Source organism: Acidovorax sp. LjRoot38, assembly GCF_964252975.1.
Classification (GTDB): domain Bacteria; phylum Pseudomonadota; class Gammaproteobacteria; order Burkholderiales; family Burkholderiaceae_C; genus Acidovorax; species Acidovorax facilis.
Genome location: NZ_CAXUPT020000002.1, coordinates 193,364 through 218,838, shown reverse-complemented (window position 1 = coordinate 218,838; position 25,475 = coordinate 193,364). Strand labels below are relative to the sequence as shown.

24 protein-coding genes and 1 riboswitch are annotated in these 25,475 nt (G+C 65.9%); of the genes, 18 read left to right on the top strand and 6 right to left on the bottom strand.

Going from position 1 to position 25,475, the window contains the following annotated elements; all coding sequences use genetic code 11:
• Positions 1-196 precede the first annotated feature (196 nt).
• From rpmH to ACSQ22_RS03495, 7 genes are all read left to right on the top strand, one after another.
• Positions 197-331: a 50S ribosomal protein L34 gene (gene rpmH / locus ACSQ22_RS03525; protein ID WP_005798102.1), complete on the top strand. Its 135-nt coding sequence runs from the start codon at positions 197-199 to the stop codon at positions 329-331.
• Positions 332-404: 73 nt separating this feature from the next.
• Complete coding sequence (locus ACSQ22_RS03520; RefSeq protein ID WP_436129443.1) at positions 405-920, top strand: ribonuclease P protein component; 516 nt, start codon at positions 405-407, stop codon at positions 918-920.
• Complete coding sequence (gene yidD / locus ACSQ22_RS03515; RefSeq protein WP_436129638.1) at positions 917-1,210, top strand: membrane protein insertion efficiency factor YidD; 294 nt, start codon at positions 917-919, stop codon at positions 1,208-1,210. Before ACSQ22_RS03520 ends, yidD begins: the two co-directional genes overlap by 4 nt.
• A complete protein-coding gene (gene yidC / locus ACSQ22_RS03510) occupies positions 1,207-2,916 on the top strand; it encodes a membrane protein insertase YidC (protein ID WP_121421705.1) in 1,710 nt (569 codons plus the stop codon). Before yidD ends, yidC begins: the two co-directional genes overlap by 4 nt.
• A 94-nt stretch (positions 2,917-3,010) precedes the next feature.
• Positions 3,011-4,435, top strand: coding sequence for a tRNA uridine-5-carboxymethylaminomethyl(34) synthesis GTPase MnmE (gene mnmE / locus ACSQ22_RS03505; protein WP_121508085.1), 1,425 nt, complete (start codon positions 3,011-3,013; stop codon positions 4,433-4,435).
• 143 nt (positions 4,436-4,578) lie between these two features.
• The gene (locus tag ACSQ22_RS03500; protein ID WP_055401233.1) at positions 4,579-5,070 is read left to right on the top strand and encodes a Crp/Fnr family transcriptional regulator; all 492 of its coding nucleotides are present in this window, start codon (positions 4,579-4,581) and stop codon (positions 5,068-5,070) included.
• 110 nt (positions 5,071-5,180) lie between these two features.
• Positions 5,181-6,098, top strand: a complete 918-nt coding sequence (locus ACSQ22_RS03495; RefSeq protein ID WP_436129442.1) for a hypothetical protein — start codon at positions 5,181-5,183, stop codon at positions 6,096-6,098.
• Positions 6,099-6,143: 45 nt separating this feature from the next.
• On the opposite strand, the gene ACSQ22_RS03490 is transcribed toward ACSQ22_RS03495, so the two are convergent.
• Positions 6,144-6,698 carry an adenine phosphoribosyltransferase gene (locus tag ACSQ22_RS03490; protein ID WP_121421703.1) on the bottom strand — a complete coding sequence of 185 codons (555 nt, stop codon included), beginning with the start codon at positions 6,696-6,698 and terminating at the stop codon, positions 6,144-6,146.
• Positions 6,699-6,892: 194 nt separating this feature from the next.
• Between ACSQ22_RS03490 and ACSQ22_RS03485 the strand changes: the two genes are divergently transcribed.
• The gene (locus ACSQ22_RS03485) at positions 6,893-9,946 is read left to right on the top strand and encodes an EAL domain-containing protein (RefSeq protein ID WP_436129441.1); all 3,054 of its coding nucleotides are present in this window, start codon (positions 6,893-6,895) and stop codon (positions 9,944-9,946) included.
• Between the two features lie 219 nt (positions 9,947-10,165).
• Here the strand turns inward: ACSQ22_RS03485 and ACSQ22_RS03480 are convergent, their stop codons facing one another.
• Positions 10,166-12,151 carry a monovalent cation:proton antiporter family protein gene (locus tag ACSQ22_RS03480; protein WP_055401241.1) on the bottom strand — a complete coding sequence of 662 codons (1,986 nt, stop codon included), beginning with the start codon at positions 12,149-12,151 and terminating at the stop codon, positions 10,166-10,168.
• Positions 12,152-12,276: 125 nt separating this feature from the next.
• Here ACSQ22_RS03480 and ACSQ22_RS03475 point away from each other — a divergent pair, with 125 nt between their 5' ends.
• The 4 genes from ACSQ22_RS03475 to ACSQ22_RS03460 all read left to right on the top strand — a co-directional run bounded on the left by ACSQ22_RS03475 (position 12,277) and on the right by ACSQ22_RS03460 (position 15,457).
• Positions 12,277-13,278, top strand: coding sequence for a KpsF/GutQ family sugar-phosphate isomerase (locus tag ACSQ22_RS03475; protein WP_436129440.1), 1,002 nt, complete (start codon positions 12,277-12,279; stop codon positions 13,276-13,278).
• A gap of 120 nt (positions 13,279-13,398) precedes the next feature.
• Positions 13,399-13,962, top strand: a complete 564-nt coding sequence (locus tag ACSQ22_RS03470) for a KdsC family phosphatase (protein WP_436129439.1) — start codon at positions 13,399-13,401, stop codon at positions 13,960-13,962.
• Between the two features lie 67 nt (positions 13,963-14,029).
• Positions 14,030-14,653, top strand: coding sequence for an LPS export ABC transporter periplasmic protein LptC (gene lptC / locus ACSQ22_RS03465; RefSeq protein ID WP_121421699.1), 624 nt, complete (start codon positions 14,030-14,032; stop codon positions 14,651-14,653).
• A 24-nt stretch (positions 14,654-14,677) separates the two neighbouring features.
• Complete coding sequence (locus ACSQ22_RS03460; RefSeq protein WP_436129438.1) at positions 14,678-15,457, top strand: SDR family oxidoreductase; 780 nt, start codon at positions 14,678-14,680, stop codon at positions 15,455-15,457.
• Between the two features lie 132 nt (positions 15,458-15,589).
• Here the strand turns inward: ACSQ22_RS03460 and ACSQ22_RS03455 are convergent, their stop codons facing one another.
• Together ACSQ22_RS03455 and ACSQ22_RS03450 are read right to left on the bottom strand one after the other, a co-directional pair.
• On the bottom strand, positions 15,590-16,135 hold the full coding sequence (locus tag ACSQ22_RS03455) for an RNA recognition motif domain-containing protein (RefSeq protein ID WP_436129437.1): 546 nt from the start codon (positions 16,133-16,135) through the stop codon (positions 15,590-15,592).
• Positions 16,136-16,407: 272 nt separating this feature from the next.
• Positions 16,408-16,800, bottom strand: a complete 393-nt coding sequence (locus tag ACSQ22_RS03450; RefSeq protein ID WP_100408622.1) for an RNA recognition motif domain-containing protein — start codon at positions 16,798-16,800, stop codon at positions 16,408-16,410.
• A gap of 333 nt (positions 16,801-17,133) precedes the next feature.
• A riboswitch (yybP-ykoY riboswitch) is annotated at positions 17,134-17,326 on the top strand.
• A 9-nt stretch (positions 17,327-17,335) separates the two neighbouring features.
• Between ACSQ22_RS03450 and ACSQ22_RS03445 the strand changes: the two genes are divergently transcribed.
• From ACSQ22_RS03445 to ACSQ22_RS03430, 4 genes are all read left to right on the top strand, one after another.
• A complete protein-coding gene (locus ACSQ22_RS03445) occupies positions 17,336-17,902 on the top strand; it encodes a TMEM165/GDT1 family protein (protein WP_121421696.1) in 567 nt (188 codons plus the stop codon).
• 132 nt (positions 17,903-18,034) lie between these two features.
• Positions 18,035-19,165, top strand: a complete 1,131-nt coding sequence (metX, locus tag ACSQ22_RS03440) for a homoserine O-succinyltransferase MetX (RefSeq protein WP_436129436.1) — start codon at positions 18,035-18,037, stop codon at positions 19,163-19,165.
• A complete protein-coding gene (metW, locus tag ACSQ22_RS03435) occupies positions 19,162-19,746 on the top strand; it encodes a methionine biosynthesis protein MetW (protein WP_108498592.1) in 585 nt (194 codons plus the stop codon). Before metX ends, metW begins: the two co-directional genes overlap by 4 nt.
• A gap of 68 nt (positions 19,747-19,814) precedes the next feature.
• Positions 19,815-20,945, top strand: a complete 1,131-nt coding sequence (locus tag ACSQ22_RS03430) for a glycerophosphodiester phosphodiesterase (protein WP_436129435.1) — start codon at positions 19,815-19,817, stop codon at positions 20,943-20,945.
• Here ACSQ22_RS03430 and ACSQ22_RS03425 read toward each other — a convergent pair.
• Both ACSQ22_RS03425 and ACSQ22_RS03420 read right to left on the bottom strand, forming a co-directional pair.
• A complete protein-coding gene (locus tag ACSQ22_RS03425; protein WP_436129434.1) occupies positions 20,929-21,564 on the bottom strand; it encodes an NAD(P)H-dependent oxidoreductase in 636 nt (211 codons plus the stop codon). The genes ACSQ22_RS03430 and ACSQ22_RS03425 overlap by 17 nt on opposite strands.
• 72 nt (positions 21,565-21,636) lie before the next feature.
• A complete protein-coding gene (locus tag ACSQ22_RS03420; RefSeq protein WP_436129433.1) occupies positions 21,637-22,107 on the bottom strand; it encodes a MerR family transcriptional regulator in 471 nt (156 codons plus the stop codon).
• A gap of 184 nt (positions 22,108-22,291) precedes the next feature.
• Here ACSQ22_RS03420 and otnI point away from each other — a divergent pair, with 184 nt between their 5' ends.
• Positions 22,292-23,104: a 2-oxo-tetronate isomerase gene (otnI, locus tag ACSQ22_RS03415; RefSeq protein ID WP_436129432.1), complete on the top strand. Its 813-nt coding sequence runs from the start codon at positions 22,292-22,294 to the stop codon at positions 23,102-23,104.
• A 229-nt stretch (positions 23,105-23,333) separates the two neighbouring features.
• On the top strand, positions 23,334-25,394 hold the full coding sequence (locus ACSQ22_RS03410; RefSeq protein WP_436129431.1) for a methyl-accepting chemotaxis protein: 2,061 nt from the start codon (positions 23,334-23,336) through the stop codon (positions 25,392-25,394).
• Positions 25,395-25,475: the final 81 nt, after the last annotated feature.

Sequence of the window (25,475 nt, the reverse complement as noted above, 5' to 3'; positions counted from 1 at the left end):
AAAGGCATTGCCAGCAGCTGGCTAGCCTGCGATAATCTCGGGTTTCCCTGAATGTGTTCAGGGTGATTTGACCCGGCGCGCCGTTATTTCTGCCCCGTGGATCTGCCGCCAAAGTCCTGTTGTACAGGGCGTGGCTGCGCAGATTGCAGGGGGTTCAAGAGCAGCAGTCCGGAACTGAACCTCAAGGAATAGCACCATGAAACGTACTTATCAGCCCTCCAAGACGCGCCGCGCGCGCACCCACGGTTTCCTCGTCCGCATGAAGACCCGCGGCGGCCGTGCCGTTATCAACGCACGCCGCGCCAAGGGTCGCAAGCGCCTGGCCGTCTAAGGCCGCTACGGTCTACGGCCTGCTCCCCGCCTGTTCCCGGCTTGTACCGCCAGGTTCCAAACGGGGCGCTTGCATGCACAGGCTGAAAACCCGTCCGCAGTTCCAGGCCACCATGGCGGGGGGCACTGTCTCCCGTACAGCGCATTTTGTGCTGCACCGTCTGGTGCTGGATGCCGAACGTGCTGCGGCTGACCGCCAAGCCAGTGCTGCTTTACCCACAGGGCCCGGCTCCTTGCCACAACAGCAAGGGCCGCAGGCCCTGTTTGCCGTGCAGGGCGTCTGGCTGGGTGCCATGGTGCCCAAGCGCTGGGCGCGCCGCGCCGTGACGCGCAACACCATCAAGCGACAGATCTACACCGTGGGCGCCACGTTTGAAGCACGGCTCCCGCAGGCCGCCCATGTGGTGCGTCTGCGCACGGCGTTTGACCGCAAGCAGTTTGTGAGCGCTACGTCCGACCAGCTCAAGCAGGCGGTGCGGGCAGAGCTGCTGCAGCTGTTTGGCTACGCCGCACGGCGTGCAGGTGGGGCCGGTGCTGCTTCCCCCGCGCAGCAACAAGGTGGTGTTGCAGAGCCGGTGGTGCCATGCTGATGCAGCGCCTCTTGATCGGTGTCGTCAACGGCTACCGGCTGTTCCTGAGCCCTTGGCTGGGTTCGTCGTGCCGGTTTGAACCGACCTGCTCGGCCTATTCACTGCAGGCGCTGGAGCAGCATGGCGCTGCGGCGGGTAGCTATCTCACGGTGCGCAGGCTGGTACGCTGCCACCCCTGGTGTGACGGGGGCCATGACCCGGTCCCGCAACAATTGCCGCGCAGCATGCGGCTTTTCTCGCGGCTTCATCCTTCCAACACCCAACCATCCTCACCAAAGAAGTCTTCATGAACGACATTCGCCGCACCATCCTGTGGGTGATTTTTGGCTTTTCCATGGTTCTGCTGTGGGACAAGTGGCAGCTGCACAACGGCAACAAAGCCACCTTTTTCCCCACCACGCCCGCCGTGACGGCACCCGCCGCTGCTGGCGCTGCGTCGGGCGCGACCGGGGCTGCCAGCGTGCCTTCCACGAGTGCACCCGTGGCCGCTGCAGCGACGGGGGCCTCCGCCGTGCCGGGCCAGCCAGCGGCTGCTGCGGCAGCACCTGCCCCCCGCGAGCGCATCGAGGTCAAGACCGACCTGTATCGCCTGGTGTTTGACAGCGAAGGCGGCTCGCTCACGCATGCCGAGCTGCTCAAGCACGCCGACATGGCCGACAAGGCCCGCAATTTCCTGTTGCTGGACGAAAGCGCCCAGCGCGTTTATGTGGCGCAAACCGGCCTGATCGGTGGCACGTTCCCCACCCACAAGACTGCCATGACCGTGGTGCCCGGCCCGCGTGAACTCAAGGACGGTGAAGATGAAATCAGCGTTCGCTTCGAATCGCCTGCACAGGGCGGCGTGAAGCTGGTCAAGACCTGGACCATCAAGCGTGGCGCCTATGACATCGCTGTCAAGCACGACATCGTCAATACGGGCAGCGCGGCGGTGTCGCCCCAGCTGTACCTGCAATTGGTGCGCGATGGCAACAAGCCTCCCGGAGAGTCGTCGTTCTACTCCACCTTCACCGGCCCGGCCGTCTACACCGACGCCAAGAAGTACCAGAAGATCGAGTTCAAGGACATCGACAACGGCAAGATCGACATCCCCAAGGACTCGCCCAACGGCTACGTTGCCATGGTGCAGCATTACTTCGCCACAGCATGGCTGCTGGCCGACGGTGTGCAGCGCGAGCCCTTCACCCGCAAGGTGGACACCAACCTGTACTCAGTGGGTATGCTGACCTCGCTGGGCGCCATCGAGCCCGGTGCCACCAAGACCATCGATGCGCGCCTGTTCGCTGGCCCGCAGGTCGAAACGATGATGGAAAAGCTGTACCCCGGCCTGGAGCTGGTCAAGGACTATGGCTGGCTCACCATCCTGTCCAAGCCGCTGTACTGGCTGCTGGACCAGCTGCACAAGCTGCTGAACAACTGGGGCTGGTCCATCGTCGCCCTGGTGCTGTTGCTCAAGATCGCGTTCTACTGGCTCAACGCCAAGGCCTACGCCAGCATGGCCAAGATGAAGGCCATCAACCCCAAGATCATGGAGATGCGCGAGCGCCTGAAGGACAAGCCGCAGCAGATGCAGCAGGAGATGATGCGCATCTACCGCGAGGAGAAGGTCAACCCTATGGGCGGCTGCTTCCCTATCATGATCCAGATCCCTGTGTTCATTGCGCTGTACTGGGTGCTGCTGTCCAGCGTGGAAATGCGCAACGCGCCCTGGATCGGCTGGATCCACGACCTCTCCACGCCTGACCCGTTCTTCATCCTGCCCTTGCTGATGACGGCCAGCTCGCTGCTGCAGACAGCCCTGAACCCCGCGCCGCCAGACCCGATGCAGGCCAAGATGATGTGGTTCATGCCGCTGATCTTCAGCGTGATGTTCTTCTTCTTCCCGGCCGGCCTGGTGCTGTACTGGCTGACCAACAACATCCTGTCGATTGCGCAGCAGTGGCTCATCAACACCCGCATGGGCGTGCCACCGCAATTTAACTTGCCGAAGTTCAAGTGATGCCGCAGCGGCAACGCTGACATCAATGAACTGACTCCCGAAAGGCCGCGCAAGCGGCCTTTTTCTTGCCCATCCACCCTGTACAGTCACCACCATGCTTGCCCGCCACCAAGACCCCATCGTCGCCATCGCCACCGCCCCGGGGCGTGGGGCCGTCGGCATCGTGCGCGTGTCAGGGCGCGGGTTGGATGCGCTGGTGCAGGCGGTTTGCGGGCGCACCCTCAAGCCCCGCGAGGCCACCTACCTGCCCTTTCGCGATGCGCAGGGCCAGGCCATCGACCAGGGGCTGGCGCTGTACTTTCCCGGCCCGCACAGCTACACCGGCGAAGACGTGCTGGAGCTGCAGGCCCACGGCGGCCCGGTGGTGCTGCAACTGCTGCTGGCACGCTGCCTGGAGGCGGGTGCCGCCACCGACCCCGCTACCGGCCAGCCCAATCTGCGCGGCTTGCGCGTCGCCCAGCCGGGCGAGTTCACCGAACGAGCCTTCCTGAACGACAAGATCGACCTGGCCCAGGCCGAGGCGATTGCCGACCTGATCGACGCCAGCACCGAGGCGGCTGCCCGCAGCGCCAGCCGCTCGCTGACCGGGGCTTTTTCGGCCGAGATCCATGGCCTGCGTGATGCCCTCATCCACCTGCGCATGCTGGTGGAGGCCACGCTGGACTTCCCTGAGGAAGAAATCGACTTCCTGCGTAAGGCAGATGCGCATGGACAGCTATCGAATTTGCAGCAAACATTGGCCTCTGTGATGCAGCGGGCGCGCCAGGGCGCGCTGCTGCGCGAGGGCATCAAGGTGGTGATCGCAGGCCAGCCCAATGCCGGTAAAAGCTCGTTGCTCAACGCGCTGGCGGGGGCCGAGCTGGCCATCGTCACCCCCATTGCAGGCACCACCCGCGACAAGGTGCAGCAGACCATCCAGATCGAAGGTGTGCCCCTGCACATCATCGACACCGCCGGCCTGCGCGACAGCAGCGACGAGGTGGAGCGCATCGGCATCGCCCGCGCCTGGGACGAAATTGCCGGGGCCGACGCGGTGCTGTTCCTGCATGACCTGGAGCGTGCGGATGCTCCTGAATACATAGCTGGTGACGCCGATATAGCAAGCGCCATGGCCCAAAAAATGCCCAAGAGCATTCCCGTGATTGACGTCTGGAACAAGCTCGACCGGGCGCCAGGGGCGGCTGCGGCGGCGGGTGAAAACGCCCGGCCTGGCGTGCACCTGTCTGCCCGGACGGGCGAGGGCCTGGATGGTCTGCGGCGCCTGCTTCTGGAAGTAGCCGGCTGGCAGTCTGCGCCGGAAGGCCTCTACATTGCCCGCGCCCGGCATGTGGAGGCTTTGCAGGCAGTGGGGGCTCACCTGCAAGAGGCGGCCGACCAGCTGCAGGCCCAGGGCCCGGCGCTGGATCTGTTGGCCGAAGAGTTGCGCCTGGCCCAGAATGCCCTCAGCGCCATCACCGGCGAGTTCAGCTCGGATGACCTGCTGGGCGTCATTTTTTCCAGTTTTTGTATTGGCAAATAGGTCCGCAGAAGTGCGACTGTTCGTGCAGTTTGAACGGGCTGGCCTCCGACCAGGGCGCACAGGCCGCCGCCTGTCGCTTATGTTGTAAATGGACGTAAACAGCGCTTGTGCGCAATCTGTAACAAGGGTACTTTCGGCAAACCATGAATGTTCCCACGCCTGTTGTTTCCAAGGTAGACCTGCAAGGTCTGATCGATGCCATCGCACAGGCCAGTGCCGACGACAGCATGACCAACCCGCTGACCCAGGCGCAGTGGGACATCCTCTCGTCTTATCTTCTGCCCGTGGTCATGCCCGCCGGACAGGTGTTGTTCACCCAGGGCGCTACAGACCGCACCTTGTACCTGGTGGAAAGCGGCAGCCTGAGCGTGCACTACCAGGACGAAAAAGAGCGCTTGCGTCTGGCGATCGTCGGGGCAGGCTCCGTGGTGGGCGAAGGTGCGTTTTTCTCGCACCGCTCCCGTAGCGCCACCGTGCAGGCCAGCGCGCCCTGCAAGCTGTGGAGCCTGACCGCCATCCGCTTCACCGAACTTTCCATCCGCCAGCCTGCCATTGCGCTGGGTCTGGTGATGGCCGCTGGTGCGGTACTGGCCAAGCGGCTGGGCAATCGCCGCCGCCGCGTTGCGGCCACCTGACAGACCACCGATGTGGTGGTGGCCTGCGGGCTTTTGCGGGGCAAGAATGGGTGTACAGCAAGTTACACTCAATTTGGATTTTTCTGGCGCCGTCCCGTAGAAAGCAAGCCATGTCTCTGTTCAGTTGGTTTAGCCGCAAACCTGCTCCCCCCAAGCCCCGGCCCATGGCCGAACCGTCGGGCCTGTTGAATGCCGATGCCACGGTACCGCTCTCGCCAGGCCGCCAGGGCAAACCGCTGGTGGAGCCCCTGCCTCCCGAGCACGCCGCCAACCGCAAGAACGAACGCATGGAGCGCCGCGAGCTGCTCTACACGGTGGTCCGCGACGCGATGGTGCGGGCCGGTGTGCTGTCGGCCAGCTACAAGTTCAAGGTGCTGTCGCTGGACCAGCGGGGGCGCCAGTTTCTGGTCATGATGGACCTGGCGCGTGAATACGGTGGAGAAACTGTGCGCCTGTCCGAAATCGAGGCGCTGATTGCCCAGACGGCCAAAACCCGCTACGACATCCTGGTAACCGCCGTGTACTGGCGCATCAATGACCACGTGGCAGTGGGTATCCCCCAGAAGGGGGTTGCGCCCCAGGGGGCTTCCCTGCAGGCAGCGCCACCGCTGGCCCGGCGGCCGGTTCCGGTGGCTACGGCACCCGCTCCGGTGGTGGCCACCCCGGTCCGCCCGGTGGCGCCCGTGCCGACAGCCGCCGCCACGGCCCCCGCGCCACTGCGCCCTCCCCTGGCTGCTCCGGCGGTTGCGCCTGCTGCGGCGCCCACTGCGCCCGCCGCCGCACCACGCCCAGCACCACGGTACGAACCCATCGAGGCGGACGAAGTGGCGGCGTTCAAGCGCGCCCTGGCCTCGGCGGCAGGCACCACCGCCGCAGTGCCGCTGGCAGCGGCCAAGCCCGGTGTGCCTGTGCGTTCGGGGCCTTTGCTGCCGCCTTCGCAGCCTACGGGGTTTGAAGACACCGAAATGCCCGGGTCCGATGGCCCCGCGCCGGACCTGAGCAGCACCCAGTACGGCGAGCTGAACTGAACTGACCCTGCGGGCCGCAGCACGTCGGACTCTGGGCGGCCGTGATCAGTGGCCCTCGAAGTCCACCAGCGTGTACAGCGGCAGGCCGGATTCGCGCAGCCGTTTGGAGCCTCCCAGCTCGGGCAGGTCCACGATGGCGGCGCCCTCGGTCACCGTCGCGCCCAGTTTCTCCAGCAGCTTGCGGCCCGCCATCATCGTGCCGCCCGTGGCAATGAGGTCATCGATCAGCAGCACGCGGTCGCCTGCCTTTACGGCGTCGGTGTGCAGCTCCACCGTGGCGCTGCCGTATTCAAGTTCATAGGTTTCCTCCACCGTGGTGAAGGGCAGCTTGCCCTTCTTGCGGATAGGCACAAAACCCACGTTGAGTTCATAGGCCACCACGGCACCCAGGATGAAGCCGCGTGCATCCAGCCCGGCCACCACATCCGGGCGCAGCGCCTTGTCCATGTAGCGGTGCACAAAGGCGTCGATCAGCACGCGGAACACCTTGGGGTCCTGCAGCAGCGGGGTGATGTCCCGGAACTGCACACCGGGCGCGGGCCAGTCGGGTACGGTGCGGATGTGCTGGCGGAGGTATTCGTTGACGCTGAGTGGCTGCATGGGGTCGAGGGGGTAAAGAAAGGCTGCACGCGCAAACGTGCGCAGGCCAAAGGCCGTTGTGGGGCAAAGTGTATCCAGCCGGGGGTGGGTGCCCTGGGGGTGTGCCCGGAGCGCTGCAAGCCCCCATAATGTTTCCGTGCTGTTACACCCTTGGTAACGCCCCCCGTTGGACCACTCCACAACGCCGATCGGCCATGCCCATCTCCATCCTGCTGATCGAAAGCGATCACCACCACGCGCAGGCGGTGGTGGATGCGCTCGCAGACCCCTGGTCCGGCTGGCGGGTGGATGTGGCTCAGTCGCTGGCGCAGGCCCGGGACCACCTGGAGCACAGCAGGCCGGACATTGTGCTGGCGGCGCAGCGCAGCGTCGATGGCTCGGCCTTTGACCTGCTGCGGCTGCTCGATGGCGTCCCGGCCATGATCATCGTGCGCAAGGGCGCCGAGACCCATGCGGCCCAGGCCCTGCGCCACGGCTTTGATGACTATGCTGTGCAGGACCCTGCGCTGGACTACCTGCTGACCCTGCCCGCGCAGATCGATGCGGTGCTGGAGCGCAGTTCCAGCGCCCGTGCCCGGCTGGTGGCAGAGGCCATGCTGACGCGCCAGCACCGGTTGCTGCAGGCGATATCGCTCGCGCAGGCCATGTTTATCGCCAGTTCGGGCCCGCGCGCCGCGTTCGAGGCCCTGCTCAAGGAGCTGATGTCGCTCACGCAAAGTGCCTTTGGCCTGGTGGGCCAGGTACAACGTGCCGCCGACGGGCATCCCTTCCTGCGGGTGCATGCGATGACGGACATCAGTTGGGACGAGGCCTCCCATGCCCTCTATGCCCAGCACGCAGAAGAAGGCATGGTGTTCGACAACCTGCAGTCCCTGGTGGGCGCGGCGCTGGTGTCGGGCGAGCCGGTGCTCACCAACGATGCACGCCATGACATGCGCAGCGCGGGCACGCCCCCGGGCCATCCCCCGCTGCACACCTACCTGGGGCTGCCCATCCATGCGGCGGGCGAGCTGGTGGCCATGGTGGGCCTGGCCAATCGGCCCGAGGGGTATTCGGCGGCAGACGTGCAGTTTCTCCAGCCCCTGCTCAACACCGTGGGCCAGCTGGAAATGGCCCGCCGAGCCGAGCTGGCGCGCAGCGCGGTCGAGGTGGAACTCGCGCGCACCAGCGCGTTGCTGGCGGAGAAGACGCGCGCCCTCGAAGGCACGCTGGCCAGCGTGTCGCAAGGCATTACCAACGTGGATGCGGAGGGACGTATCCGCGTCTACAACCGGCGCTATCTGGAGCTGCTTGACCTGCCCGAATCCCTGCTGGCCGCCCAGCCCAAAGTCGAGGACGTGGTGCGGTTTCAGACCGAACGGGGCGATTTCGGCACCGGATTTGAGCTGATAGAACCCACGGCGCGCAACTATGTGGCGTCGGAATATGCGGCCCACGGTGGCAAGCTCACCATGCCGGACACCTATGTGCGGCGCACCCACAACGGCCGCTACATCGAAGTGCGCACCCGGGCCCTGGAGCCAGGGGGGCGCGTGCGCACTTTCACGGACGTGACCGACTACCTGAGCACCCTGGAGGCCTTGCGCCTGAGCGAATCGCGCTGGCGCAGCCTCACCCACCTGTCCTCCGACTGGTACTGGGAGCAGGATGCGCAGTTCCGCTTTGTGCGCCTGGACGGCAACCCCTACAACGATGCCGGTGTACCCGACGAGATGCACTACGGGCGCACGCGCTGGGAGCTGCCCAATACCTTTGTGAGCGAGGGCCAATGGCGGGAGCACCGCAGGCAACTGGAGGCGCACGAGGTGTTCCACGACTTTGAAATGCAACGTCTGACCGAAGACGGAAAGCCCGTGTGGGTCTCCATCAGCGGGGAGCCCATCTTTGATGGTGCCGGCCAGTTCACGGGCTACCGGGGCGTGGCGCGCGACATCACCGAACGCAAGCTGGCCGAGGCCGAGATCCAGCGCCTGGCCTTCTATGACGAACTCACCGGCCTTCCCAATCGGCGGCTGCTCATGGACCGGCTGGACCGCGCGGCCAACGCGTGTGCGCGGGAGGGATGCCACGGGGCTTTGCTGTTCCTGGACCTCGACAACTTCAAGGGCATCAACGACACCATGGGCCACGAGTGGGGAGACCGGCTGCTCGTGCAGGTGGGCGGGCGCATCGGCGCGTGCGTCCGCGCCACCGACACGGTGGCGCGTTTGGGTGGCGACGAGTTCGTGGTGGTGCTGCAGGGCCTCCACGCCGAGGTGGACGTTGCGGCCGCCGAAGCCGAGGCCGTGGCGCAAAAGGTGCTGGCGGCGCTGAATGAGCCCTACGTGGTGCAAAACAGCGAAGTGCACAGCACGCCCAGCATCGGCATTGCCCTTTTTCGCGGTGTGCAGCTGCCCGTGCAGGAGCTGCTCCAGCGCGCCGATCTGGCCATGTACCAGGCCAAGGCGCAGGGCCGCAACACGCTGTGTTTCTTTGACCCCGCCATGCAGGCGGCGGCGTCTGCGAGGTCGGCGCTGGAAGGCGACATGCGGCAGGGCATTCTGCGCAACGAGTTCCTGCTGCACTACCAGCCGGTGGTGGACGAGGCCGGCAAGGTGCTGGGGGCCGAGGCGCTGGTGCGCTGGAACCACCCGCAGCGCGGCATGGTGCCTCCCGGCGACTTCATCTCCCTGGCAGAGCAGACCGGACTGATCCTGGCGCTAGGGCGCCAGGTGCTGACCATGGCCTGCCGCCAGCTGGCGCTCTGGGCAACAGCGCCGCACACTGCGGACTGGACCGTGGCCGTGAACGTGAGCGCGCAGGAGTTTCGCCAACCCGGCTTTGCCGACGAAGTGCTCAGCGTGCTGCGCGATTGCGGGGCGGACCCGGCCCACCTCAAGCTCGAACTGACCGAAAGCCTGCTGCTGCATGACGTGGAAGACAGCATCCTCAAGATGCAGGCACTGCGCACGCTCGGCGTGGGCTTCTCGCTGGACGACTTTGGCACGGGCTATTCGAGCCTGAGCTACCTCAAGCGCCTGCCACTGGACCAGCTCAAGATCGACCAGAGCTTTGTGCGCGACGTGCTCACCGACCCCAACGACGCCACCATCGCCTGCACCATCATCACCCTGGCCCACAGCCTGGGCCTGGACGTGGTGGCCGAAGGGGTGGAAACCGAAGGGCAGCGCGCGTTCCTGTTGCGCAACGGTTGCCAGCAGTTCCAGGGCTATCTGTTCGGGCGGCCAGGGCCCGCCGAGCTTTTGTAGTTTGCTATTAAATATATAGCTATTGACGCTTGATAGATAAGCGCTAGGGCCATATTTAGTTCAAATTTTGGCGCCAGCCTCAGCCACTGGCACGCACTAGGCGAGAGATGCCAAGCAAGGGCCGCCCCGCAGCGAGGGCATCGTCCCCCTTCCCGGAGCGCGTAGCGCTTAGAGAGAAGGGGGAAGGCACGCAGTGCCTCAGGGGGATGTACCCTGCCTTTACCCCCGCAACAACTTGTCCTCCGCCAGTGCCAGCGCCGCCGGGTGCCCTGAGAGCACCAGCGTGTCGCCTTCGGCCAGCTGTGCGTCGTCCTCCGCTGCGCTGATGTGGCCGTTGCCACGCCGCAGGTTCACCACCCGAACGCCCATGGCGGGCAGGGCCAGCTGGCCCAGGCTGCGGCCCAGGGCTGTGGAGCCGGGCGGCAGGTTGATGGTGGACAGGCGTTCTTGGTCGCGCTCGTTGGCCGTGTCGTCGTCGGCGCCGTGGAAGTAGCCGCGCAGCAGGTTGTAGCGCGCATCGCGCTGGTCCTGCACCAGGCGCAGCACGCGGCGCATGGGCACGCCCACCAGGGCCAGCGCGTGGCTGGCGAGCATGAGCGAGCCTTCGATCGCCTCGGGCACGACCTCGGTGGCGCCCGCCTCTTGCAGCTTGTCCAGGTGCAGGTCGTCCTGCGTGCGCACCACCACGGGCACCTGCGGTGCGTGCGAGCGCGCGTTGGCCAGCACCTTCAGGGCGGCCGGCACGTCGATGTAGGTGATCGCCACCGCGCTGGCACGCACCAGGCCAGCGGCCATCAGCGCCTGCAGGCGGGTGGCGTCGCCATACACCACCGAATCGCCCGCAGCGGCGGCCTGGCGCACACGGTCCGGGTCCAGGTCCAGCGCCATGTAGGGGATGCCTTCATGCTCCAGCATTCGCGCCAGGTTTTGTCCGCAGCGGCCGTAGCCGCAGATGATCACGTGTTTGCTGGTGTTGATGGATTTGCGCGCGATGGACGTCATCTGCAGCGACTGCTGCAGCCAGTCGCTGGCCACCAGCTTCATCACGATGCGGTTGCTGTACATGATGAGAAACGGCGTCGCCAGCATGGACAGCACCATGGCCGCCAGGATGGGGTTCATCAGCGCGGGCTGCACCAGCCCGTTGGCCTGCGTGAGCGACAGCAGCACAAATCCGAACTCCCCCGCCTGGGCCAGGTAGAGCCCGGTGCGCAGGGCCACGCCCGTGGTGGCCCCCATGCTGCGGGCCAGCACCAGGATGATCCCCAGCTTGACCACCAGCGGCACCGTCAGCAGGGCCAGCACCAGCGCCCAGCGGTCCACCAGGATGTGCCAGTCCAGCATCATGCCGATGGTGATGAAAAACAGCCCCAGCAGCACATCGTGAAACGGGCGGATGTCCGTGCCCACCTGGTGCTTGTACTCTGTCTCGGACACCAGCACGCCCGCGATGAAGGCGCCCAGCGCCAGGCTCAGCCCCGCCAGTTCGGTCAGCCAGGCCAGGCCCAGCGTGATCAGCAGCAGGTTGAGCATGAACAGCTCCTCGCTCTTGCGCCGCGCCACCAGCGTGAGCCACCAGCGCATGAACCGCTGCCCGCCCGTGAGCAGAATGCCCACCAGCACCGTGGCCTTGACCAGCGCCCACGCCAGCGCGGTCAGCAGCTGGTCTGACGAGGAACTCAGCGCGGGGATCAACACCAGCAGCGGCACCACGGCCAGATCCTGGAACAGCAGAATACCCATCACGCGGCGGCCATGTTCGCTTTCGAGCTCGGCCCGCTCGGCCATGAGCTTGACCACAATGGCCGTACTGCTCATCGCCATCACGCCCGAGAGCGCCAGCGCCGTCTGCCAGCCCATATCCCACACGCCGCCCACCCAGCGGGAGAGCACCAGTGCCGCGCCGGTGACCACCACCATCGTCAGCACCACCTGCATCAGTCCCAGGCCGAACACCTGGCGCCGCATGGCGCGCAGCTTGGGCAGGCTGAACTCCAGCCCGATGGCGAACATCAGGAACACCACGCCAAACTCGCCCAGGTGCCGCACCCCTTCCGAGTTCTGCGTCAGCGCCAGCGCATGGGGGCCGATGAGCACCCCCGCAGCCAGGTAGCCGAGCATGGGTGGCAGCTTGAGGCTGCGGCAGACCACAACACCCAGCACTGCGGCCAACAGGTAAAGCAAGGTGAGGGCGAGTGAGGACATGGTTCGATGCTATCCGAGCCTTCCTGCGGCCCTCGGTGTTTTCTGTCCGAAGCAGGGTCCATGCCAGAGCCAGGGCAAAAAATCTGCCACCCGCGCAGGCATGCCCGGTCGATAGAATCCACCGGATGACCCCTGTGCCCGCCACGCTGCCCCCTTTTGACGCCGAACAGGCCCTGCGCCTGGCCCGCGAGACCTTTGACATTGAGGCGGCGGCGCTGACCGGGCTGGCGGCCCGCGTCGATGGCGTGTTTGCCGAGGCCGTGTTGATGGTGCTGCAGGCCCGTGGCCGTGTGGTGGTGATGGGCATGGGCAAAAGCGGCCACGTGGGCCGCAAGATTGCAGCCACGCTGGCATCTACGGGCACGCCAGCGTTTTTTGTGCACCCGGCCGAGGCCAGCCACGGCGATCTGGGCATGGTCACGGGCGACGACCTGGTCCTGGCGATCTCCAACAGCGGCGAAAGTGGTGAACTGACGGCCATCCTGCCCGTGCTCAAGCGCCTGGGCGCCCCGCTGATCGCGATGACCGGCGGGCTGCAGTCCACGCTCGCCCGCCATGCCGACCTGGTGCTCGACTGCAGCGTGGAGCGCGAGGCCTGCCCCCTGAACCTGGCCCCCACCGCCAGCACCACGGCCCAGCTGGCCATGGGCGACGCGCTGGCCGTAGCCCTGCTCGACGCCCGGGGCTTCCGCCCTGAAGACTTTGCCCGTTCGCACCCTGGCGGTGCGTTGGGGCGCAAGCTGCTCACCCATGTGAGCGATGTCATGCGCACCGGCAGGGAGGTGCCGCGTGTGGCTCCCGACGCCTCCTTCAGCGACCTCATGCGCGAAATGAGTGCCAAGGGCCTGGGCGCCTCGGCCGTCGTGGATGCCGCCGGCCAGGTGCTGGGCATCTTCACCGACGGCGACCTGCGCCGCCGCATCGAGGCCGGGGCCGACCTGCGCACGGCCACGGCGGGCCAGGTCATGCACCCCCACCCGCGCCGCATTGCCCCGGACGCCCTTGCGGTGGACGCCGCCGAAATGATGGAGGCGCATGCCATCACCAGCGTGCTGGTGGTGGATGCGGGAGGGGTGCTCACGGGGGTGGTGCACATCGGCGACCTGATGCGAGCCAAAGTCATATGACCTCACTTCAAATGACCCCCCTGAGTCGCTGCGCGCCTTCCCCCTTAGGGGACGCACCCGGTGGCCCGGCGAAGCCGGTTCCACGGGTGCACTGGTCTTGGCTGTGCCCGTTCGATCTGCATGCCCCTTATTGAAATGACCCTGCCCGTGCTGCAATTTCCCCCCGAGCTGCTGCTGCGCGCCCAAGGCGTGCGCATTGCCTTCTTCGATGTCGATGGTGTGCTGACCGATGGCGGCCTGTATTTCAGCGAATCGGGCGAAACGCTCAAGCGCTTCAATACGCTGGACGGGCATGGGCTCAAGCTGCTGCAAAAGGCAGGCATCACGCCTGCGGTCATCACGGGCCGCGACTCCGCGCCGCTGCGCGTGCGCCTGAAGGCGCTGGGGGTCGAACACGCGGTGTTCGGCACCGAAGACAAACGCCCCGCCGCTGAACAGATGCTGGCCACGCTGGGGCTGGACTGGTCCCAGGCTGCTGCGATGGGTGACGACTGGCCCGACCTGCCGGTGATGCGCCGCAGTGCTTTTGCGTGCGCCCCGGCCAACGCCCAGGCCGAAGTGCGCCATGCCGCCCATTTTGTGACGCAGGCCCGGGGCGGCGATGGTGCCGCGCGCGAGCTGTGTGATCTGCTGCTGGTGGCCTCGGGCCGCTATGCCGCACTGCTGGCGGAGTACACCGCATGAACCCGGGTTTTCTGCGCTCTTTCCCCACCTGCCAGGTTGTCGTGCCGGGCCCGGAGGCAACACCGTGATGCGCAACTGGGTCCGCCAGGGCTGGGAACAGTTCTCGCTCTATCTGCCCGTCGTGCTCATGGGGCTGCTGGCGCTGGGCACCTGGTGGCTGGTGCGCAACGCGCCCATGCCCCTGCTGCCTGCCATCGAGCGCCAACAAGGCAACCAGCCCGACTATTTCATGAAGTCGTTCTCGGTAAAAAGCTTTGACGCGAGCGGGCGCCTGCAAAGCGAAGTGCAGGGCGAAGAAGCGCGGCACTACCCCGACTCCGACACGCTGGAGATCGACAAAGCGCGCATGCGCTCGGTGACGCCGCAGGGCCGCCTCACCGTGGCCACGGCAGACCGCGCCCTGACCAACGCCGATGGTTCGGAGGTGCAGCTGTTTGGCAATGCCATCGTCACGCGCGAGCCCCTGCCCGCCAAGCCTGGGTCACCCGCCCAGCCTCGGCTGGAGTTCCGCAGCGAATTTCTGCACGCCTACACCAACACCGAACGCGTGCGTTCCGACAAGCCCGTCACCCTCACGCGCGGCAATGATCGCTTCACGGCCGACGGCATGGACTACGACAACCTCGACCAGGTGCTGCAGCTGCGCGGACGTGTGCGTGGCGTGCTCCAGCCCGGCGCGGCCAAGCCCTAGTACGCCGCCCCGATCGGAGCCCGCATGACCACTCCCCTAGTCTTCATCACCGGCGCGTCCAGCGGCATCGGCCAGGCCCTGGCCCTGCGCTTTCACCGGTCGGGCTACCGCCTGGCCCTGGTGGCGCGCCGCACTTCTGAGGTCAAAACATGGGCTAGCGCTCAAGGAATAAGCGCTGACAGCTACGAAATTTATAGTGCAGATGTAGCCGTGACCGACAGCATCGTTGCTGCGGGCCGCGATTGCATCGCACGCCAAGGGGTGCCTGACGTGGTCATTGCCAATGCGGGTATCAGCGTGGGCATGGACACGGCAGTGCGCGACGACATCGACGTGATGGCACGCACCTTTGCCACCAACAACATCGGCGTGGCGGCCACCTTCCATCCCTTTGCCGACGCGATGGCGCAGCGGGGCAGCGGCACGCTGGTGGGCATCGGCAGCGTGGCAGGCATCCGTGGCCTGCCCGGGCATGGTGCGTATTGCGCCAGCAAGGCGGCCGTCATCAGCTACTGCGAGAGCCTGCGCGGGGAGATGCGCCCCCACGGAGTGCGTGTGGTCACCATTTCTCCGGGCTACATCGACACGCCGCTCACCCGCCAGAACCGCTACAGCATGCCGTTTCTGATGCAGGCCGATGACTTTGCGGACCGTGCCTTCCGGGCCATCACGGCGGGTGCCAGCTACCGGGTCATCCCCTGGCAAATGGGGGTGGTTGCCAAGTTGCTGCGCATGGTGCCGAACGTGCTGTTCGACAAACTGCTGGCCGGGCGCCCGCGCAAGCGGCGGCAGAGCGAGCAGTAGCTCCTAGGTCCACCGGAGGTGGTTTTTGGCCGCCGGTTCGGGGCGGTCCTGGCTGCGATAGAAGCAAGGCGTGGCGGTCGTGCATGAAAAAAGCCCCCGAGGGGGCTTTCAGAGAAACGTCGCAGGTCTGCTTCAGTAGCCGTTGCCACCACCGCCACCATAGCCGCCACCACCGCCGTTGCGGCCACCGCCGCCACCGCCGTTGCGGGAGCCAGAGCCGTAGGGGCTGCGGAATCCGCCTTCGCTGCGGCCACCGCCACCACCGCCGCCGTAACCGCCGCCACCCTCGCGGCCGCCGCCATAACCACCACCGCCGCCGCCTTCACGGCCACCGCCGTAACCGCCGCCACCACTGCGACCACCGCCGCCGCCGTAACCGCCACCACCGCCGCCACCGCCGCCAAATCCGCCACTGCGGGGTGGGCGGGGCTCCATGGGGCGTGCTTCGTTCACGACGATGCTGCGGCCACCCAGTGGCTGGCCATTCATGCCATTGATGGCGGCCTGGGCTTCCGCGTCACTGCCCATTTCCACGAAACCAAAGCCCTTGGAGCGGCCTGTGTCGCGCTCCATCATGACCTTGGCGCTGGTCACTGCGCCGAATTGGCCAAAGGCCTGTTCGAGATCGCTGTCGCGCACCGAGTACGGCAGGTTGCCGACGTACAGTTTGTTGCCCATTGAGGGACTCCTCAAAAACACATGGAAAAAGCGATGGAGTCCCGAAAACGCAGCCAGCTAATCTCAATGACGCTCTCAGCGCGAAACTGACGGATCACCGCAAACTTTAAGCGGGGGAAACCCCGCTGGCTCATTATGCGCCACACTTTTGCGGAAAAAGCAAGCGGCAATGCCGACTGTGGTGGCGATGCCGCGCAGGCATGAAAAAAGGAGCCCAGGGGCTCCTTTGTTTTGCCTTTGGCAGACCGCAAAGGTCTGCCAGCAAGGTCTTTTTAGTAGCTGCTACGGCCACCGCCGTAACCACCACCACCGCCGCCGCCGCTACGGCCACCGCCGTAACCGCCGCCGCCACCACCGCCGTAGCCGCCGCCACCACCGTTGCCGCCGCCGAAGCCGCCGCTACGGGGAGCGCGGGGCTCCATGGGACGGGCTTCGTTGACCACGAGGTCACGGCCGCCGAAATTGGTGCCATGCACGCCTTGGATGGCGGCTTGGGCTTCAGCATCGCTGCCCATTTCGACAAAGCCGAAACCCTTGGAGCGGCCGGTGTCGCGCTCCATCATGACCTTGGCGCTGCCGACCGAGCCGTACTGGCTGAAGGTCTGTTGCAGATCTTCGTCGCGGAAAGAGTAGGGCAGGTTGCCCACGTAAAGTTTGTTGCCCATGAAGGACTCCTGAAAAAACACAAAAACGCGATGGAGTCCGACGCAATCAACAAACCTGTGACGACTTCAAAGACGCGAAACTGACCATTCACCGCTAAGCTAACTGCTTTCCTGCAAGCAGAAAAGCGAACCCATTATTAATCACTTTATGAAGCGTGTGGGGTTTATTTCTGGATCAAGCCATCCATCCTGCACAAATTTGTGGGTATTTTGGAGCGTGCAACGGCGGTTTTCAGGGGAAACCCGCAGGGTCTGAACGGCCATCCGAACCTGGCCCGTCGCCACCATTCGGCAACCACCCGCCTGTTTTCCCTGTCGGAAGCAGGGTAAAATCCGAGAGTCTTTGGGGAGTAGCCCGCCCGGCCGCGCAATGCGCCGGGGGCATGCGTCAACACACTTGGGTTCTTCGAAACCTATGGCGTATGCGGCTTTTGAGCTGGGCGAGACCATTGACTGCAAACCGATCCACATGGCCGGAGTCGGGGTGCAGTCAATGCGTTTTCCACCCATCCGGCCGGATAGGACCCCCTCCCCCATGGAAGCCTTCTTCATTTCTACCGCCATCGTCGCGCTCGCCGAGATGGGCGACAAGACGCAGCTGCTCGCGCTCGTGCTGGCCGCACGTTTTCGCAAACCCTGGCCGATCGTGCTTGGCATCCTGGTGGCGACCCTGGTGAATCACGGCCTGGCCGGGGCTTTGGGTGCCTGGGTGACCACGTTCCTCGGCCCCCAGGTACTGCGCTGGATCCTGGGTGCATCGTTCATCGCCATGGCGGTGTGGATGCTGATCCCCGACAAGCTGGACGAAGGCGAAGCCGACGGATCGCCACGCTGGGGGGTGTTTGGCACCACCGTGGTCGCATTCTTCCTGGCCGAAATGGGCGACAAGACCCAGATCGCCACCGTCATGCTGGCCGCGCAGTACAACGCCTACCTGTGGGTGGTGGCGGGCACCACGCTCGGCATGATGATCGCCAACGCGCCGGTGGTATGGCTGGGCGAGCGCATCACTCGCCGCGTGCCCATTCGCGCCGTCCATGTGGTCTCGGCGGTGATTTTTCTGGTGCTGGGGTTGGTGGCGATCTTCACGCCCGCCGGGTGAGCAGCAGCGGCCGTTTTGGTATATTTGCCAGACGCGCCGATTTGCCACAGCTTGCGGGCGCTTTATAAATCCTGCTAAAGACCCGTCCGACACATCCGCCCGGCCTCGTTTTTAGCGACGCCGGGTTTTTTTATGTCGTTTTTTGCCACGCCCCAGTCCATGCATTTTCCGGAGGTGCTCCCGCTGCAAAGCGGTGCGTCCATCCGCGACTACCACCTGGCCTACGAGACCTACGGCACGCTCAATGCCGACCGCTCGAACGCCGTGCTCGTGTGCCACGCCCTCAATGCCTCGCACCACGTCGCGGGCGTCTACGCCGGGCAGGACAAGAGTGAGGGCTGGTGGGACAACATGATCGGCCCCGGCAAGCCCGTGGACACTGACCGATTCTTCGTGATCGGCGTGAACAACCTGGGCTCCTGCTTTGGCTCCACCGGCCCCATGCACAACCATCCCGATACGGGCGAGGTCTATGGCGCGGACTTCCCGGTGGTCACGGTGGAAGACTGGGTCAACGCCCAGGCCCGCCTGCTCGACCGCCTGGGTATCCAGCAACTGGCCGCCGTGCTGGGTGGCAGCCTGGGCGGCATGCAGGCGCTGAGCTGGACGCTCCAGTACCCCGAGCGCATGCGCCACGCGGTGGTGGTGGCCAGCGCCCCCAACCTCACAGCCGAGAACATTGCCTTCAACGAAGTGGCCCGCCGCGCCATCGTGACCGACCCGGACTTCCACGGCGGCCACTTTTACCGCCACGGCGTGATCCCCAAGCGTGGCCTGCGCATCGCCCGCATGATCGGTCACATCACGTACCTGAGCGACGACGTGATGAACGAGAAGTTCGGCCGGCAGCTGCGCGAAGGCCTGGAGCTGAAATACAGCACGCAGGACATCGAGTTCCAGATCGAAAGCTACCTGCGCTACCAGGGCGACAAGTTCAGCGACTACTTCGACGCCAACACTTACCTGCTCATCACCCGCGCGCTCGATTACTTCGACCCCGCGTGCACCCATGCCGGCAACCTCACGCGGGCCCTGGCCCGGGCGCAGGCCAGGTTCCTGCTGGTGAGCTTCACCACCGACTGGCGCTTTTCGCCCAAGCGCAGCCGCGAGATCGTGAAGGCCTTGCTCGACAACCGCCGCAGCGTGAGCTACGCCGAGATTGACGCGCCCCACGGGCACGATGCCTTTTTGCTCGATGACGCCCGGTACATGGGCGTCATGCGCTCTTACTTCGATAGCATTGCCAAGGAGTTGCAACCATGACCGAAAAAGCGGCGATGCAAGCCTTGGCGCGCCTGGTGCCCCCCGGCTCGCGCGTGCTCGACCTGGGCTGTGGCAACGGCGCCATGCTCGACTACCTGCAGCGCGAGCGCGGCTGCAGCGGCTATGGCGTGGAGATCGACGACGCCAACGTGCTGGCCTGCGTGCAGCGCGGGGTGGATGTGATCCAGCTCAACCTGGATGAAGGCCTCGCCATGTTCGACGACAACAGCTTTGACGTGGTGCTGCAGATCGACACGCTGCAGCATCTGCGCAATGCCGAAACCATGCTGCGCGAGACAGCGCGTGTGGGCCGCACGGGTGTGGTGGCCTTCCCTAACTTTGCGCACTGGCCCAACCGCCTGTCCATCCTGCGCGGGCGCATGCCGGTGACGCGGCGCCTGCCCTACCAGTGGTACGACACGCCCAACATCCGCGTGGGTACCTACAAAGACTTCGAAGTGCTGGCCACCAAGAACAGCCTGCGCATCCTCGACTCCTTCGGGCTGCAGGACGGGCAAGAGGTGCGTTGGCTGCCCAATGCACGCGCGGGCACGGCCGTTTTTCACTTCGAACACGCGTAGGCATCCTCGCGACACGACGCTGTCAAACGCATCGGCTAAGGTGCGGGCTCTGCTTGTAGGAGACCCGCATGAAACGCACTGCACTGCGCGCCGTGACTGCCGCCGCGTTGCTCACCACCTGGGCGCTGGGCGCCGTGGCCCAGGCTTGGCCGCCCACCCCCACCGTCATCGCCCACCGGGGCGCCTCGGCGCTGCGGCCCGAGCACACGCTGGCCGCCTACCAGCAGGCCATTGACGACGGCGCCGACATCATCGAGCCCGACCTCGTCATCACCAAGGACGGCGTGCTGGTGGCGCGGCACGAGAACGCCATTGCCATCCTCAACGCCGACGGCTCGGTGAAGGAAGCCACCACCGACGTGGTGGACCGCCCCGAGTTCGCAGGCCGCAAAACCACAAAAACCATCGACGGCCAGGCCATCACCGGCTGGTTCACCGAAGACTTCACCCTGGCCGAGCTGAAAACCCTGCGCGCCCGCGAGCGCATCCCCGCGCAGCGCCCGGCCAACGTGGCCTACAACGGTCGGTTCGAGGTGCCCACGTTGCAGGAGGTGATCGACCTGGCCAAGGCGGCCACGGCCAAGACGGGCAGGACCATCGGCATCTACCCCGAGACCAAACACCCCACCTACTTCCAGTCCATCGGCCTGCCGCTGGAGGCGCCGCTGCTGGCCGTGCTGGAGAAAAACGGCTGGAACCACAAGGACGCGCCCGTGTTCGTGCAGTCCTTCGAGGTCAGCAACCTGCAGGCGATCCGCAAACTCAGCAGCGTGCGCCTGGTGCAGCTGGTCGCGCCTTCGGGCCGGCCGTATGACTTTGTGGCGCAGGGCACGGCCAACACGCGCGCTTATGCCGACCTGATCACGCCCGAGGGCCTCAAGCAGGTGGCCGCCTATGCCAATGCCATCGGCCCGTTCAAGACGCTGGTGGTGCCGGTCAAGGATGGCGTGCCGGGCGAACCCACCCCGCTGGTGGCGCGCGCCCGCGCCGAAGGCCTGGGCGTGCACATCTGGACGCTGCGGCCCGAAAACGCCTTTCTGCCCTCCGGGCTGAAAAAGGCGCCCGCCACCGATGGCACCGTGCGCGGCGACAGCGTGGGTGAGATCACGGCCTATCTGCGCGCAGGCATCGACGGCTTCTTCACCGACGACCCGGCCGTGGGCCGAGCTGCCGTTCAAGCATTCACGGCGACGAAGTGACGGGTGCCGGGCGCGGCTTGCCCGGCGCGGAGCGTGCCCCCTGGCGCTGCCCCAGTTGCCTCGCCTTTTCCACCCACTGCGCCAGCCGCTCGGTGCTGGCGCTGCGCACCGGGCCAAAGCTGTGCACCTGCACGGGGCTGATGCCGCAGAACTCCAGGATGGCCTTCTTCATCTGGTGGTGCCCCGGCATGCGTGTGACCCAGCGAAAGTACCAGGGCGGCGAGTCCATGGTCACCAGCAGCTCGGCCGAGCGACCTGCCAGCAGCTTGTCCCACAGCGATGAGCCTTTGCGGTACTTGAAGGCATAGCCGGGCAGCAGCACGCGGTCGATAAAACCCTTGAGCAGCGCGGGCATGGCGCCCCACCAGATCGGATAGACCCACACCAGATGGTGCGCCCAGGTGATGTCGGCCTGCGCGGCCAGCAAATCGGGTTCCAGCGGCTGGGCAGCGCCATAGCCCTGGAACAGGGGGTTGAAGGTCAGCTGACCCACGTCCAGAAACCGCACCTGTGCCCCTGCGCGCCTGGCGCCCTCGGCATAGGCACGTGCCATGCCTGCGCACAGGCTCTCGGCGGTGGGGTGGCCCAGGATGACCAGAATGTTTTGTTGCTTTGCCACAGACGCTCCATCACGGTGTTGTTGATGGCGCCATGGTCACCCTGCCCCACGGGGCAGAGTCAAGCGGTCAGGTCAAGTCGCGGTGAATCTCGCAGCGCCCGCCGTGGTCGCTGCACCAAATTGCGCGGGGTTGTGCGCTGGAGGTGCCACCGCCAGTGTGGAGGGCGCAGCGCAGGCTTCGGATGCCACGGGCACGGCCAGCGTGTCGCAGGTGTGCAGCTCGGCTTCCAACAGCGCCAGCTGCGCGTCCAGCGCTGACAGGCGCGCCAGCTCCTGCGCCACGGCGGCCCGCCGCCCGGCCACCAGCTGGGCCATGCGTTCCCAGCCTGCAGCGGTGTCGATGTGGGGCAGGCCATCCAGCTCCGACAGCCGAAAACCCAGCGCCTGGGCCTGGCGGATCAGCAACACGCGGGCTACATCGGCCTCGGCATAGTGGCGGTAGCTGCCTGCGCGCGCCACCGTGCCCAGCAGGCCCCGGGCCTCGTACAGCCGGATGGCCTTGGGCGTGGTGCCGGTGCGTTGGGCGAGTTCTCCGATGCGCATTGGGTGTCCTGGTAGGAGAGAAAATACTATCAAATTAATAGCTGCTAGCGCTTATCCATTAGGCGCTAGGGGCCAATTTGACTCATATTTTTCATGGGTGGAGCCTGGTTGAGGCTTGTCAAGGGCTTCTGGCCCCGATGCTGCACGATAAGCTGCTGCGCTCTGATTCCACCTCCCGCCCGCCATGCCCCAGTTTGCCGCCAATCTGAGCCTGATGTACACCGAGCTGCCGTTTCTGGACCGCTTTGCCGCTGCGGCGCGCGACCGGTTCACGGCGGTGGAGTTCTTGTTTCCCTATGCCTTCGAGCCCGTCGAGGTGGCGGCCCGGCTTGCGGACAACGGCCTGCAGCTGGTGCTGTTCAATGCCCCGCCTGGCGGCACCGACCGCAGCCGCATGGCGGCGGCGTGGGACCAGAACGCGCGCGGCACCGCAGCGCTGCCTGGGCATGAGGCCGAGTTCCGCGCGGGCGTGCAAGAAGCCCTGCGCTATGCCGAGGTGCTGGGCTGCCCGCGCATCCACGTGCTCTCGGGCATCGTGCCGCCCGGCGTGGAGCGCGAATCCCTCAAGGACCTGTGCGTTGGCAACCTGCGCTGGGCGGCCGCCGAGGCTGCGGGCGCGGGGTGCGACATCCTCATCGAGCCCATCAACCTGCGCGACATGCCGCGCTACTTTCTGAACCGGCAGGATCACGCGCACGAGCTGCTTGATGCGGCGCAGGCCCCCAACCTCAAGGTGCTGATGGACCTCTACCACTGCCAGATCGTGGAAGGTGACGTGGCCACCAAGCTGCACCAGTACCTGCCCACGGGCCGGGTGGCGCATGTTCAGATTGCCGGTGTGCCCGGGCGCCACGAGCCTAACCGGGGGGAGCTGAACTACCCCTTTCTCTTCGACACCATCGACGCGTTGGGCTACGGCGGCTGGGTCGGCTGCGAATACCGGCCCGCAGCGGGCACCTCGCAAGGCCTGGGCTGGATGACTGGGAATATCCGCTGAGTCGCTTTGCGCCTTCCCCCTACGCCTTCGTTGTAGGGCGGTACTTGCTCGGCGTCCTCGGCTTGGGCAGTGCCAGTTTCGCAGGCCATGACTCACACATCGGCGGCGTTGAGGTACGCAGCTTTGCGTAAGGGAATGCGTGAATAAATGTAACAAGCCTCTGGACGTAGAGTGACCGCAGACCGGCGACAGCCGGCTTTGGGCTTTCAATCTCCAGGAGACACACTGCATGGCTGCTTCCCTTGCCAACAACCGTTCCGTCGCGCGCCAGGTCACGCTGACCGCCATTGCGCTGGTGGCCCTGGTGCTGGTGCTGGTGGGGCTGGCCATTGCCGTGCTCACCGAGCGCAGCACCCGCGCCCTGGTCGCCTCCAGTGTGGGAGACACCGCGCAGAGCGTGGCCCAGTCGCTGGACGCCGCTGACAACACCAACCGCGAACTGGTGCAGCTCACCATGAAGGGCTTTCAGCGCTACTTCGAGGCCACCATGCAGCTCGACGAAGCCTCGGGCGAGCTGCGCAGCTATGGCGCGCTGGTCAACGAGGACTACGGCTCGGTCGATAAATTCGCTAACGAAACCGGTGGCATCGCCACGGTGTTCGCCAAGAAGGGCGACGATTTCATCCGCATCACCACCTCGGTCAAGAACGACAAGGGCGAGCGCCAGCAGGGCACGCCGCTGGGCAAGGACGACCCGGCCTATGCCACCGTGGCCAAAGGCGAGCCCTACACCGGCGTTACCGTGGTGGGCGGCAAGCCCTTCATGGGCCACTACCTGCCCGCCAAGGACGCTTCGGGCAAGGTGATTGCGCTGCTGTTCATCGGCAACGACATCAGCGTGTTCCACGCCATGCTGCAAAAGCAGGTCACGCAGACAAAATTCTTCGAGCATGGCGGCACGTACGTGATCAACCCCGGCACCTCGCTCGACAAGGCGGTGTTTGTGTACCACCCCACCGCACGCGGCAAGCGTGTGCTGGAGGCCTACCCCCAGGCCCGCCCGTTTTTTGAAGCCTTGGCCGCATCGCCCGATGGCTTTGTTCGTGAAGCCGCCCCCGTGTTGGGCGCAGGCGCCGAAGACCCCTGGGCCCTGGTGCGCAAAACCGGCGGCGGCTGGTGGGTGGTGGCGGAGGTGGCCGACGGCGAGGCCATGGCCAGCCAGCGCCGCGTCACGCTCGCCGTGTGGGGCTTGATGGCCGTGGCCGTGGTGCTGCTGGCCATTGGCCTGTTCCTCATGCTGCGCCGGGGCGTAAGCCGCCCGCTGCAGGATCTGACCCAGGCCATCACCCTGGTAGCGCAGGGCGACCTGACCGAAGAATTCCGCACCACGCGGCGCGACGAAATCGGCGCGCTGGTGCAGGAGGTGGAAGGCATGCGCCAGCGCTACACGCAGATGCTGCAGCAGGTGCGCACGGCGGTGGACAGCATCACCACCGCCAGCGCCGAGATCGCCAGCGGCAACCAGGACCTGTCGGCCCGCACCGAGGCCACGGCCAGCAGCCTCGCGCAGACCGCGCAGAGCATGGAGCACCTCACCTCCACCGTGCGCCAGTCGGCCGACGCCGCGCGCCAGGCCAACCAGCTGGCCAGCACCGCCGCCGCCGTGGCCGCACGCGGTGGCCAGGTGGTGGGCGAGGTGGTCACCACCATGGGCGACATCAACCAAAGCTCGCGCAAGATTGCCGACATCATCGGCGTGATCGATTCCATTGCGTTCCAGACCAACATCCTGGCATTGAACGCAGCGGTGGAAGCCGCCCGCGCAGGTGAACAAGGCCGGGGCTTTGCCGTGGTGGCCAGCGAGGTCCGCAGTCTGGCAGGGCGCAGTGCCGAGGCCGCGCGCGAGATCAAGGCGCTCATCGGCGCCTCGGTGGAGCGGGTGGAATCGGGCGCACGCCTGGTGCAGAACGCGGGCACCACCATGGACGAGATCGTGGGCTCGGTCAAACGCGTGGGCGACATCATTGGTGAGATCACAGCGGCATCGAGCGAGCAGTCCGACGGCATCGGCCAGGTCAACACTGCCGTGAACCAACTGGACCAGATGACACAGCAGAACGCTGCCCTGGTGGAGGAATCCGCTGCCGCAGCCCAAAGCCTGCGGGAGCAGGCATCCCGCCTGGCGGGGGCGGTGCAGGTGTTCAAGCTCTCGCGGGCCGAGGGCGCGGCCGGTGGCGGTATCGGCTACACCCAGCGCGCGGCCCTGGCCGCGCCCATGGCACAAACGGGCGAGGGCGAGGCGGTGCACGCCCCCGGCAGTGGCGCGCGCGCACCCGCCCAGTTGCAATAGCCCACTGCACCCGACCAATCGGCTGTGCGGCGGGGGCGCGTGGTCATCTGGCGGTTTGCGGTCTGCAGACCTTCGTTTATG